Source organism: Mesorhizobium sp. LSJC285A00 (assembly GCF_000503155.1).
GTDB lineage: Bacteria > Pseudomonadota > Alphaproteobacteria > Rhizobiales > Rhizobiaceae > Mesorhizobium.
Genome location: NZ_AYVK01000027.1, coordinates 1 through 13,049, shown reverse-complemented (window position 1 = coordinate 13,049; position 13,049 = coordinate 1). Strand labels below are relative to the sequence as shown.

Annotated in this window: 11 protein-coding genes; 1 reads left to right on the top strand and 10 read right to left on the bottom strand. The window is 62.6% G+C overall.

The genetic code is table 11. The annotated features are described in order from the left end of the window. Positions 1-319: 319 nt before the first annotated feature. Positions 320-1,747 carry an HD domain-containing protein gene (locus X726_RS148085; RefSeq protein ID WP_023671402.1) on the top strand — a complete coding sequence of 476 codons (1,428 nt, stop codon included), beginning with the start codon at positions 320-322 and terminating at the stop codon, positions 1,745-1,747. A gap of 88 nt (positions 1,748-1,835) precedes the next feature. On the opposite strand, the gene X726_RS148090 is transcribed toward X726_RS148085, so the two are convergent. From X726_RS148090 to X726_RS148125, 10 genes are all read right to left on the bottom strand, one after another. Continuing rightward, positions 1,836-2,819: a substrate-binding domain-containing protein gene (locus X726_RS148090; RefSeq protein ID WP_023689831.1), complete on the bottom strand. Its 984-nt coding sequence runs from the start codon at positions 2,817-2,819 to the stop codon at positions 1,836-1,838. Positions 2,820-2,939: 120 nt separating this feature from the next. Further along, positions 2,940-3,992, bottom strand: a complete 1,053-nt coding sequence (locus X726_RS148095) for an ABC transporter permease (RefSeq protein ID WP_023671400.1) — start codon at positions 3,990-3,992, stop codon at positions 2,940-2,942. Then, positions 3,992-5,509, bottom strand: coding sequence for a sugar ABC transporter ATP-binding protein (locus X726_RS148100; protein WP_023671399.1), 1,518 nt, complete (start codon positions 5,507-5,509; stop codon positions 3,992-3,994). Before X726_RS148100 ends, X726_RS148095 begins: the two co-directional genes overlap by 1 nt. Then, complete coding sequence (locus X726_RS148105; RefSeq protein WP_031215126.1) at positions 5,506-6,519, bottom strand: LacI family DNA-binding transcriptional regulator; 1,014 nt, start codon at positions 6,517-6,519, stop codon at positions 5,506-5,508. The genes X726_RS148100 and X726_RS148105 overlap by 4 nt, the downstream gene beginning before the upstream one ends. Positions 6,520-6,785: 266 nt before the next feature. Further along, positions 6,786-7,250, bottom strand: coding sequence for a GFA family protein (locus X726_RS148110; RefSeq protein ID WP_031215124.1), 465 nt, complete (start codon positions 7,248-7,250; stop codon positions 6,786-6,788). Between the two features lie 32 nt (positions 7,251-7,282). Next, positions 7,283-7,819, bottom strand: a complete 537-nt coding sequence (locus tag X726_RS148115) for an isochorismatase family protein (RefSeq protein ID WP_023671396.1) — start codon at positions 7,817-7,819, stop codon at positions 7,283-7,285. A gap of 80 nt (positions 7,820-7,899) precedes the next feature. After that, on the bottom strand, positions 7,900-9,909 hold the full coding sequence (locus X726_RS148120; RefSeq protein ID WP_031215123.1) for an amidase: 2,010 nt from the start codon (positions 9,907-9,909) through the stop codon (positions 7,900-7,902). 99 nt (positions 9,910-10,008) lie between these two features. Beyond that, entirely contained in the window at positions 10,009-11,181 is a 1,173-nt protein-coding gene (locus X726_RS0135675; protein WP_156940674.1) for an SEL1-like repeat protein, read from the bottom strand. A 5-nt stretch (positions 11,182-11,186) separates the two neighbouring features. Next, complete coding sequence (locus X726_RS1000000168130; RefSeq protein WP_156940673.1) at positions 11,187-12,038, bottom strand: tetratricopeptide repeat protein; 852 nt, start codon at positions 12,036-12,038, stop codon at positions 11,187-11,189. Between the two features lie 80 nt (positions 12,039-12,118). After that, positions 12,119-13,049, bottom strand: a 931-nt coding sequence (locus X726_RS148125; protein WP_023671392.1) for a WD40 repeat domain-containing protein, incomplete at its 5' end; no start/stop codon positions are given.

The window sequence follows — 13,049 nt, the reverse complement described above, 5'->3', positions numbered from 1 at the left end:
GGAATATACTTCCGCCACAGATACACAGGCCCGGGGCGGCGCTCTGAAGGTAAGCTACACGGTGGCGTTCGGTGCCTGCACATCGCCTGGCCTATGGGAACACATTACTTTGACAGCCAAAATCAACAATCTGCGGCCCTTGAATTCATCAAATGTCGTTGTACTTCGGGGTACCATCACGAAAACACAGTGACGGATTGCTTCGCTAGCTCTCGTGAGCTACTCCTTAATGACTTAAACTAAATATTCTGACTGTTCTACACGGGGGGGGGGGGAGGAATATGCCGGAAACGATCAANGGGGGGGGGGGGGTAGCAATATGCCGGAAACGATCAACAAAATGATCAAAGACCCAATCCATGGCTTCATCGATTTTAACGGGGAGCGCGAAAACGAACTCAAGCTATTGCTTTCGGACCCCTTCTTTCAGCGACTTCGCCGCGTCAAACAATTGGGCTTCTCGGATTATGTTTTCCCTTCAGCAGCCCACTCCCGCTTCGGGCACTCGCTTGGAGTCTACAACATCGCAAAACGCATGCTCGATGTTGTTGAGCCTGGCAAAGCGCGTGGAGAGTGGTCAGAAACGGCATTGGCATGCCTGGCGGCAGCGCTCCTGCACGATGTTGGACATGGTATGTTCAGCCACGCCTTCGAAAAGGCGATGAATTTATTCTTCGATCGAAATCCAGACGAAACGACCACTCGATACAACTTAAAAGATGCAGTAGATCATGAAAAAGTCAGTCGGAATATTATTCTAAAATCGTCATTGTCGGACATATTGAAGAGAGCCGGCGGCGCATCTTTTCCGAATATCGTTTCCGATATGATAGGAAAAAACGACGAAAACTGCATATATACATCCATAGTCTCTAGCCAACTAGATGCAGACAGACTGGATTATACTAAGCGCGACCCTTATTTTGCGGGTGTTTCGTCGGGCGGGGTCGATCTGGACTGGCTCATCAGGAACTTTAAAGTCGGCGAAAACGGCAAAGCGCGCTTCCTCTATGTGGACAGCAAGGCATATATTTCTCTTGAGCAATTCTGCGTTACTATGTTCCACCTTTATCCAACTATATATTTTCACAAAAAGACTCGCGGCTTAGAATATATGTTCTCCTTACTTGTTAGTCGGGTATTTGAGCTTATTTCCGATGGAGAAATAGAAGCATCTGGATTGCCGTTAGATCATCCTTTTGTGAAATTTTTCGATGAACCAAGCCTAGATAACACTCTTCTGCTAGACGACGCATTATTCTGGGGCTCCCTGCATCTCTTTCGAGATGCACGCGATGGCTCCGTTAGCGACATCGCAACGCTCATATCTAACAGGAGAATTCTTCCGATGTTGGACGTTTGGAAGATGGTTGACGAGATTGCCGCGGAAAAACCAAATATATTGGCACTTTCTGCTGCCGAACGTGTGAGAGAAGTGGGCAAAATTTGCGAAGAGATTTGTGAAGAAATCAAGGCTGATTCAAACTTATGGAGTAGCGATTGTTACTATGACACAGCCGATCGCTCTATCTATAAACCAATGAAGATTCCTGGCGGGCACCCTCAGCAAATAAACGTCGGCGTTGGTGGGAAAGTGATGGACATTGCCTCCATTTCGCCGCTAGTGGCTAGCTCGGCGTCCTTTAAAATTTGTCGAATTTACTACGATGAACGGAAATACGACAAGGTGGACTCGTTGAAGTCGGCTTTGAGCGACGGCATCGAATTAAGGCTTGCGCTCCTATAGGCTCGGAGCTCTTGAACAAGGTTCCTAAAAACGACAAGGCCCCTCCCGGGGCCTTGCGCATCATCTCAGTGCCGGGCTCTGATTGCCCTCACTTCCCCATCAGTTGCTTGGCATTCTCGGCCGTGATCGCGGTGGTCTCCACCGTCACCGTCTTGTCCACCTCGGTGGCGCAATCGAGCAGGATCTTTTTCGACATCTCGATCGCTTCCTTGGCGCCTGTCGGGTAGGTGAAGGTTGCGACCCAGTCGCCCTTGGCGACGGCCTCGATGCCGCCGGCCGGGCCCGGCAGGCCGTCGGTGCCGATGATCTTGACGTCCTTGCCTGCACCCTTGGCGGCGAGCAGCGCGCCGGCGGCCATCATGTCGTTGGAGGCGTAGAGCACCTTTATGTCGGGGTGCGCCTGCAGCATGGCGGCGAAGGCGACCTGCGCTTTGTCCGGCACCCAGTCGGCGGCCTGCTCGGCGACGATCTGGACCTTCGGGTTGCCTTTCACGCCTTCCTTGAAGCCGTTGAGGCGCTCGACGGCCGGCGTCGAGCTCGGCAGGCCTTGCAGCACCGCCGCCTCGCCGCCATCGGGCAGCAGCGTCTTGGCGGTGTATTTGCCGGCTTCCTCGGCGATCTTGAAATTGTCGCCGCCGATGAAGGCGGTGTAGTCCTTGCCGGGGTCGCCGACCGTCTTGCGGTCGAGCTCGATGACCGGGATGCCGGCATCCATGGCGCGCTTCACCGCCGGCGTCAGCGGCGCCGCCTCGAAGGGCGAGATCAGCAGGATGTCGACCTTCTGGGTGATGAAATTGTCGACCTGCGAGGTCTGCGTGTTGACGTTGCCGGCGCCGTCGGCGATCTGCAGCGTGAAGCCAGGCACTTCCTTGGCCGCCGCCTCCAGCTCGTCATTGACGTGCTGGCGGTAGGGCTCGGCATTGTTGGCCTGCGAAAAGCCGATGACGAACTGGCCGTCCTTGGCGCAGGCTTTCACCAGCGGCTCGGCGGCGTAAGCGGAGCCTGCAATGCACAGGCCGGCGCCTGCCAGCAGCACGGCCTTGAGGGTCGATCCTCTTAGTGTCGTTTTCATAACTCACTCTCCTCCTCGTCCGGCCGGGGGGCCAGACCTTGGTTTGACGTTCACGTGTTGCCGTCTCCTCCTTGTTTGTTTGTGCATGTCGTCATCGCAAAACCTTTTGCGCGACATGCACTAACGACCCAACCCCTCGCGGCGGCGAACGAGGGACTGAAGCACTGCCGCCAGGACGATGATCGCGGCGGTCGCGAGCAGCTGCATGGCGGGCGTGATGTTGTTGAGCTGCAGGATGTTGGCGAGCGCGCCCAGCATGATGGTGCCCGCAACGGTGCCGACCATCGAGCCGGCGCCGCCAAACAGGCTGGTGCCGCCGATGACCACGGCGGCTATGGCCGTCAGCTCATAGCCCATGCCGTCATTGGCGCTGCCGAAATTGAACTGGCCGGCATGCACGATGCCGGCAAGGGCGGCGGCAAAGCCGGTGATGGCGTAGACGGAGATTTTCACCATCGAGACCGGCACGCCGGATATGCGCGCGGCGCGCTCATTGCCGCCGACGGCAAAGACATAGCGGCCGAAGCGCGTGGTGTTGAGGACGATGGTGGCGATCGCGGCAAAGACGACGAACACAAGCGTCGCCACCGGCACGGTGTTGTTGAACAGCCGCTCGCCCAGCACGGCGAACACCGGCGGCGCCAGGCCCGGCCCTTCGCCATAGGAAATGTTGATGTACTGGTTGCCGGAGACGACCAGCGCCAAGCCGCGCGCGGCCTGCAGGCCAGCCAGCGTGACGATGAACGGTTCCAGCCTGAAACGCGTCGAGATGGTGCCCTGGATGGCGCCGAAGACGATGCCCAAAGCGAGCACGGCGAGGATGGTGGGGATCAGGCCGAAGCCGCCGGAGATCATCATCGATGCGGTGACGACGCTGGACAGGCCAAGCACCGCGCCGACCGACAGGTCGATGCCGGCGGTGATGATGACGAAGGTCATGCCGATGGCGATGATGCCGGTCTCCGACACCGCGCGCACGATGTTGGCGATGTTGTCGGGGTTGAGGAACAGGATCTCGCCGTGGCGGCGCGGCGAGAAGATGATGCCGCCGATCGCCACCAGCACCAGGCCGATCAGGCTCTGGAAGCGCACGATGAGCGCCAGCGGGTCGCGATGCTTTTGAGGCGCCGCCGTCACCGGGCTCGCTGCCACTGGATTGTTGTCCTGAGACATCAGGCCTCCCTGCCATTAGCCGCGGCCAGCACCGTGTGCTCGTCGACGCCGCCCAAAAATTCCGCCACATTGCGCCCCTGGCGCAGCACCACGATGCGGTCGCACAGACCGATCAGCTCCGGCATCTCGCTGGACGCCACCAGAATGCCAAGCCCCTGCGCCGCGAGTGCCCTGAGCCGCTGGTAGATCTCGCCCTTGGCGCCGACATCGACGCCGCGTGTCGGCTCGTCGAGAAGCAACAGGCGGGGGTTGCCGAGGATTTCTTTTGCCAGCACCACCTTCTGCTGGTTGCCGCCGGACAGTGCGCCGACGGCGATATCAGGGTTCTTCGGCCGGATGTCGAACTGACCGAAGGATTCCTTCACCGCCTCGGCCTGGCGGCGCGGCGAGACCAGCCAGTTCGGCGAGATTCTGGATATGACCGACATCACCAGATTGAGGCCGACCGCCATGCGCAGCATCAGGCCCGAGCCCCGGCGATCGTCGGTGACGAAGGCGATGCCGGCGTGGCGGGCAGCACTGATCGAATCCAGTTTCACCGGCTTGCCCGATATGGCGACCTCGCCCTCCCAGCGGCCGGACAGGCCGGTGCCGTAGAGCGCGGACAAAAGTTCGGTGCGCCCTGCCCCCATGATGCCGGCAAGACCGACGATCTCGCCTTCATGGACATCGAGCGAAACGCCTTGCGGCGCCTGCCAGCCGGCGCTGTCGCGGGCGAGCTTGAAGCTGGCGTTCCTCAGGCTGAGCAGCGGCTTGCCCGCCGCTTTGGCGCGTTGGGGATAGAGCTCGTCGAGCGGACGCCCGACCAGCAGCCGCACCAGCTCCGCCTGCGGCGCGTGCGGCTCGGTGATGCCAGCAACGCGGCCGTCGCGCATCACCGTCACCCGGTCGGCAATGCCGGGCACTTCCTCCAGCCGGTGCGAGATGTAGACGATGCCGACGCCGGTGGCGGCGAGCTTGCGCATGATGTCGAACAGCCGCTCGACTTCGCCGACGGTAAGTGCTGCCGTCGGCTCGTCCATGATCAGCACGCGGGAGGCGTAAGACAGCGCCTTGACGATCGCCACCACCTGGCGCTGGCCGATCGACAGATCCGCCACCATGGCGGCCGGATCGATGGCGATCTCGATGGCTTCCAGCCGCTTCTTGGCCTCGCGGCGCATTGCCGGCACGTCGAGGAAGCCGCCCGGACGCATCAGTTCGCGGCCGAGGAACAGATTGGCGGCGACATCCAGCGACGGCACCAGGTCGAGCTCCTGGAAGATGGTGGCGATGCCGGCCGCTTGCGCCTCACGCGGGTTGTTGAAACGCACGGGTTTGCCGTCGATCTCGATCGTGCCTTCGTCCGGCGTGTAGACGCCCGACAACAGGTTCATCAGCGTCGACTTGCCGGCGCCGTTCTCGCCGAGCAGCGCGTGGATCTCGCCCGCCTTGAGGTCGAAGTCGACACCGCGCAGCGCCTGCACGCCGCCGAAGCGTTTGACGGCGCCGGTCATCACCAGCAGCGGCGCGGTCATGTTAGCCTCGTGTGGGTCGGCCTCCCGCAGGAGGCGCGCGCCCGCAGCGTCGCCTGCAGCCGCACCGAACGCGGCGCGGAACCGGTCGCCGCGATGCGGGCGCTGAGCAGGGCCGCGGCCTGCCTGCCTATCTCGGTGCAGGGCTGCGCGACCAGCGTCAGGCGCGGTTCGAAACAATCGGCCCATTCGAAATCGTCGAAGCCGGCCAGCGACAGATCGCCCGGAATGGTGAGGCCTCTTTCGCGGATGGCGCGGACGGCTCCGATCGTCGTCATGTTGTTGCCGGTGACCAGTGCGGTTGGTGGCGACGGCAGCGACAGGATGGCGTGGGTGGATGCGGTCGCCGCCGCCGTGTCGACATTCTCGGCCGAGAGATAGTGCGGCACGCTTTCAAGTCCATTGGCGGCGAGCGAAGCCTGGAACGCCTCGATGCGCTCGCGCGTCGTCGTCAGGCCGGGCTGTCCGGCGATATAGCCGATGCGCTTGTGGCCGAAGGAGGCGACATGGTCGATCAGCGCGCGCATCGCCGTTTCGTTCTCGACGCCGATCTGGTCGAAGCGCTGGTCGGCGAAACGGTCGATCAGAACGCATGGCATCTTCTTGTCGGCGAGATAGTCGATGGCCCGCTGCGGCGAGCCCGACGGCGCCAGGATGACGCCGTCGACGCGGCGCTGATGGAAAGCGCGCACCACCTGCAGTTCGCGGTCGGGATCTTCCTGGGTGTCCGACAGGAAGACCATCAGCCCGAGCCGCGCGCATTCGGCCTCGACCGCGCAGATTATGTCGGTGAAATAAGGGTTGGAGATCGCCGAGATCGCCAGGCCGACGCTGTTGGTGGTCGAGGCCTTCAGTGAGCGCGCCAGCTCGTTGGGCTGGTAGCCCATGGCGGCAATGGCGTCGTTGATCAGCCTCGCCTTCTCCAGCGAAACGAAGCGCGTGTTGTTGACGACATGCGAGACGGTCGACACCGACACGCCGGCGCGCCGCGCCACTTCAGCCATTGTCGGCAAGACATATCAGCGCCTGCAAGCGCTCCTCCCTTATGCGTTTCCCGTCCGCTCTGATGGCGGATTTCAAGGGAGCTTAGGGTGATCGAAACGTTTGCGCAATCGATTCGATGGAAATTTTTAGCGGGGCTTATCTCCCCCCTCGAGGGGGAGATGTCGCCGAAGGCGACAGAGGGGGTCGCCGCGCGTGAAGCGCCAACCTTCCATCTGCAGCAAGGACGTCGAGCCCAGTCGCACCGACCCCCTCTGGCCTGCTGGCCATCTCCCCCTCAAGGGGGGAGATTCGCAGTTTCAGCAAACTCGGCCACCAGCCCCTCATACGCCTCGAAGGCCGGCAGCGCCTCGTAACTATGCACCGCCGGCGTGGTTGCCCAAGGCAGCTTCTCGCTGGTCCATGTCTCGATGAACGGCGTGAACCAGCCGGGCTCGTCGAGCATGGTCGGACGCAGATTGACGAACCAGTCGAGCCCTTCGGGGCGCGTGAAGATCCAGCTCATGCAATAAGGGCAGAAGTAATGACGCGAGGTGCCGTGCAGCCCGCCGATCACCGGCTCGCCTTGCATGATTTCGAAGCCGTCCGAGGGAATGGCGGCGCTCAGTGAATAGGCGCTGGCCGACATGCGCTGGCAGCCGGTGCAATGGCAAGCCATGGTCAAAAGCGGTTTTGCGGAAATCTTGAGCCGCACACGTCCGCAGCGGCACCCGCCTTCGGCCGGCAATTTCAGGGTTGGCACGGTAGTCTCCCAGTATTCGAAGCGCCGGCGCTTCAGTCGCCGGTCAGCGCCTTCGTCGTCACCAGCGTGACGCCGGCATCGGTGAAATCAGCATTGTACCGGGCGATGATCTCGGTCGCGGTTTCGCCTTCAGTGTCCAGCGTGGAATGGGCATCGGAAACGACGGTAACGCCGAGGCCCTCGGCCAGGGCGCCCTTGACGGTGCCGGCGATGCAGAAATCGGTTTGCGCTCCGGCGAGCACGACTTCGCCGGCCCCCTGCCCGGCCACCCAGGCGCCAAGCTCGGCATTCGAGAAGGCGTTGCGGACGGTCTTGGAGAATGTCGGCTCGTCCTTGGCCTGGCCGAGTTCCGGCCATACCGGCCAACCCGGCTCGCCCGGAGCCAGCGGATCGCCGGCCGGCCCGTCATGCCTGACGAAAGCAACCTTGCGCCCCTCGCGCCGCGCCCAGTCGATCAGCGAGCAGGTACGCTCGGCTATGCCAGGCGCATCGTGGATCGGCGGCTCGACGCGGCCGTCGAACATGTTGGTCTGGAGATCGATGACGATGAGGGGAGCGAGGTTTGACATGGCGCGAAGATAACGCGGGCGATGGGAGGGTCAAGACGGCGAAGCTGCTGATCTCCCCCTTGGGGAGATTACCTGTACCCTCACCCGATTCCACCCGCGACCACGTAAGCACCAGCCGTGCGTCCATCCTCCAGCCGGATGACGGCCGTAACGATCGAGCCGTAAGCGCCTCGCCACACACTGTGCATTCTTTCGTGCTCGCCGGCGGGCACCAGGATGCGACCGTGAAAGCTTGTGCCGCTGCGCCGCAGAGCGACCGGTTCGCCATTGACGTGAACCTTGACGCCAGCGGTCTCCGCATCGAGTTCAACCGTCACGGCGATCTCGGCCTGGTCTCCTCGCCGCGTCGTCTCGGCAACAAGCGTAAGCCTCGGCGCCGGCGCATCGCTGGCCCGCAATCCACCAGGCCGCCCCGCAAACGCATCGTCCGGCAATTCCGGCGTGCGCGGCGGGCTGGTGCGGCGTTGGGTGGCGCGCTCGTAATCGCCGGCGAGCCGCAGCAACTCCGCATCATCATAGGCCTTGCCCGCAAAGGTCAGCCCGACCGGCATGCCGATATCGGCCATCGTTCCCATAGGCACGGTGACGGTCGGGATGCCAAGATGACGCCACACCAGATTGCCATTGGCAACCCAGGTGCCGTTGCGCCAGGCGATTGCTGCAGAGGTCTCGTTGACGTCGGCATCGGCCGGGCCGACATCGGCGACCGCCGGCAGCACGACAGCGTCGAGCCTGTGCTCGTCCAGCCAGTCCTCGAAGTCGATGCGCCGCGTCGCCTCCAATCCCTTCAGACCTTCCGCCAGCCTTGGAATATCCAGCAATGGCGTCACGCCCTGTTTGGCGCGTGTGACATAGTCCGCCAGATCGAAACCGTCGTCGCCATAGCGGTCCGGCAGCGCGCCCGGCGGCCGCGGGAAGATTTTTGGCCCGTCGACCGTGGCCAGGTCGGGGATGGCCGGGTCGGCATTTGCGCGCAGGAAATCGTCCCAGCCCCAGATGCAGAGATCCCAGATTTCGCGCTCGGCGAATGCTTCCGGCACCAGCCCGCGTTCGACCATGGTTTTTGTGCCCGGACGGTCGCGCTCATAGTTCGAGACGACGGGGAAATCGACCTCGACCACCTCCGCGCCAAGCTTTTCCAAGTCACGCGCTGCCTGCCGCCAGAGGTCGAGCACCGAGGCGCGGGTCTCGATGGGTTTGAGCGCGCCGCCGTCGCGGCCGATATACATTTTCGGCACGCCGAGGCGTTTGCCTTTCAACGAGCACTCCAAGGCGAGTGTAGTGTAGCTTGGCGGCCTGAGATCAGCGCTTTTCGCGATCGACACCCAGGGCTGCGCGCGCCAGAAATCGCCGCGCGTCTCGGTATCGTCGGCGACGATCACGTCGAGCAGCTCCAGCATGTCGGCGATGCCGCGCGTGTGCGGCACCACCACATCCATGGTCGGCACCAGCGGCCAGTTGCCCCTGACCGAAATGACGCCGCGCGACGGCGTGTAGGCGACAAGTGCATTGTTGGACGCCGGCGCGCGGCCGGAAGACCATGTCTCCTCGCCCAGCCCGAAAGCGGCAAAGCTCGCAGCGGTCGCGGTGCCGGAACCGTTGGACGAGCCGGAAGCGAAGGCGGCGGTCAGGTAATCTGCATTGTAGGGGCTCTCGGCGCGGCCATAGACGCCACGCTGCATGCCGCCATTGGCCATAGGCGGCATATTGGTCAGCCCGATCAGCACAGCACCACCGGCCCTCAGCCTGGCAATGGTGAAAGCGTCCTCGTTGGCGACGAGATGCTCGAAGGCGGGCGAGCCGGCGGCCACCGTCAGGCCCTTCACCTTATAGCTGTCCTTGGCGGTGTAGGGGATGCCGTCGAGCGGCCCGAGGGTGGCGCCATTGCGCCGCCGCAGGTCGGACGCCGCCGCCTCCTCGAACATTGCCGGGTTAAGCACCGGCACGGCATTGAGCGCAATGCCATGGCGGTCGTAGTGCGCGATGCGCCTGAAATACGCGCCGACCAGCTCGACGCTGGTGACGGTGCCGGCCTCCAGCGCGCGGCGCAGGTCGGCGATCGAGGCTTCGACGGGCTGGAGGTTGGGCATGGGGTTCTCGAGATGCAGCGGCAAATGAGTCTTCGCATCGTGCGATGCGAGTGTCACGCCGCAAACGAAAGGCGTGACGGCGACGCTTATGCACTCGGCTCACAGCATTTTGCTGTCGAGCTGGCCGTTTTCCTTCATCAGGTCGAGATAGGTCTTGGCTCCGGAACTGCCGTGGCCTGCCGCCTTGAAGAACCATTTGGCGGCTTCCTTGTAGTTTGGTTTCCCATCGACGCCGCGGTAGTAGAGCGAGCCCAGACTGAACTCGGCATCGACGCTGCCGGCCTTTGCGGCTTCCAGCCACCAGGACTCGGCAGCCTTGTCGTCTCTGGCAATGCCCACGCCGTTGGCCGAGGCATACGCTAAGGCGAGCTGGGCATCGACATTTCCCTGCCGCGCCGCCTTGAGCCACCAGCCCGCCGCATCCGCACTGTTTTGCGCAACGCCAGCACCCTCGGAATAGGCTGTGCCGAGCGCTTTCTGCGCGAATGCATTGCGCTGGTCGGCGGCTTTGCGCCAGAGCCTTGCCGCCTGAACGGGGTCCTTCGTTACTCCTAGACCATCCCAATACAGTCCACCGAGAGCGAACTGCGCAAGGTCATTGTCCTTGTCGGCAGCCTTGCTCAGCCACTCGAATGCCTGCCTTTCATCCTTCCCGACGCCCTGCCCGTCCCGATACACGACCCCGACATTATACTGCGCTACCACATGGCCTTGGACAGCAGCCTTCATCCACCATCGGAAGGCCAGATCATTGTCTTGCGCAACGCCGCGGCCCTGGCTGTAGAGGATACCAAGCATATATTGAGCGTCGGCGTTTCGCCCGTCGGACGCCTTTTGCGCCCAAGTCGCGGCCAACGCATCGTCCCGTCCCACGCCTTCGCCGAGCGAATACGCCCGGGCCAGATTGGCACCGGCTTCGGCATTCCCCGCTTCCGCGGCCTTGCGCCACCAATAGACCGCCTGCTCGGCGCTCTTCTCGACGCCTTGGCCCATCGAATAATATCCGCCCAGATTCGACTGGGCGAACACAAAGCCCTGATTGGCGGCTTTGCTCATCCACGCAAACGCCTGGCCGTCGTCCCTAGGGGTACCTTTTCCCTGGCCATAAGCGGCCGCCACCGCGTATTGCGCTTCTGTCAGACCGGTGGTTGCGGCCTTCATCCACCACCCGAACGCAAGGCGGTCATCCTGCTCAACGCCGTGGCCCCGCGAGTACAAAGTGCCCAGCAAAGCCTGGGCATTCGGCTCACCCAGATCGGCTGCCTTTTTCACCCACACTATGGCGGCCTGATCATCCTTCTTGACGCCTTGGTTAAGATAGTAGGCGCGTCCGAGACAGAAAGCGGCCTCCAGGCTTCCTTGGTCAGCCGCCTTGCGCCACCATGAGGCAGCCTGCTCGAAGCTTTGCGCAACACCCCGACCCTGCGCATACAGGACGCCGAGGGCGTACTGAGCGTTCGCATTGCCTTGTCGGCTGATTGCCTGGAAAACTTCGACGCCAGTTGATCGTTTCTTTCGACCCCTTGGCCATTTAAATAGACTTGGCCGAGAGAATATTCAGCCTCCCCGCTCCCCTGATCGGCCGCCTTGCGCCACCAATAGAGCGCCTGCTCATAACTTTGCGCGACCCCTTGGCCCTGCCAGTACAACACGCCGAGCTGGTACTGCCCATTCATGTTGTCTTTATCGGCGGCCTTTCGTGAGAAACTCTCGGCAAGCCGACTGTCCTTTTCAACGCCCCTGCCCATAAGGTAGGCCTGACCCAGTGCTGCTATGGCTTCCGCATTGCCGCCATCGGCGGATTTCTTCCACCAATACACCGCCTGGCTGTCGTTCTGAGCCACGCCCTCACCGCGCCAGTACAGCGCACCAAGCTGGCCTTTTGCGTCAACATTGCCAGCGTCCGCCATGATCTTCATTTGACGGAATACCTCGGCATAATCCTTTGCCTGGAGAGCCGCTGCACCCTTTTGTGCCGCTGACCACTGCACATAGTAATTTCGGCCAGGACCGAGCAGCACAAAAGCCGCCAGCAACACCAGAACGACGGTAAGGACCCCTCGGCGACGCGACTTGGGCGGGCTGTAGACAGGTGTATCCACTTTGGGCGCCCAGTCGTTGTTGCTCACCGTCCCCAATCCATTTGCAGCCACCAGTAATCCATAGCGCAAGCCAGGCCGTTCTGGAATATCCAAAGCATTTGATGTCGCTACTGCGGTGCGCCGGCGAACAGGATTTCGCCATCGCCGCCAGCCGCCGGCCAATCCCTGATGGTGCGATCGTCGCCGCCGGTGAGCAGCGTGCCGTCGGTGGCGAAGACAACGGCGTAGATAGGGCCGGTGCGGCTGTCGAACATGGCGATCTGGCCGCCGGTGCCGACATCCCACAGCCGCGCCGTGCCGTCGAGCGAGCCGGAGGCCAGGCGCTTGCCGTCGGCCGACAGCGCCAGCGTATAGACGGTGCCTTCGTGACCCTCGAAGCGGCGCAATTCCCTAAACGTGTCGAGGTCCCAGAGCTTGATCGTGTAGTCGCCGCTGCCGGTGACGACATGATGGCCGTCGGCGGTGAAGACGGCGCCGTAAGTGCCCTGCTCGTGGCCGTGCCAGCTGCGCAATTGCTTGCCGCTTTCGACGTCCCAGAATTTCAGCGTGCCGTCGATGGAGCCGCTCAGCGCGCGCGTGCCGTCGGGCGAAATTGCGACCGTGCTGATCGGCCAGTCATGTCCGGTCATCACATGCAGCACCGATTTGTTGACGAGATCCCAGACGATGACGTTGCCGGTGTCGTGGCCACTGACGGCGCGCTTGCCGTCCGGGCTGATCGCCAGCTTACGCACGCCGCCATTCGCGCCCGACGAGAAGACATGCAGCACCGCGCCGTCGGCAAGCTTTCGCAGCACGATCTCGCCATCGTCGCCGGCGGTCAGCGCGGTTGCGCCGTCGGGCATGAACAGCGCCGTGCGCGCCATGTCCTTGTGTTCACCAAGGTTGCGGATCAGCCGCTTGCCGGCGATGTCCCAGAGCTTGATCATGTGGTCGGTGCTGGCGCTCATGACGTCGCGGCCATCGGCCGAGACGGCGAGCCAGACGACGGCGTCGCGGTGGCCGTCGGGCTCGGTCGGCAGCGCCGGCGGAGGCGGC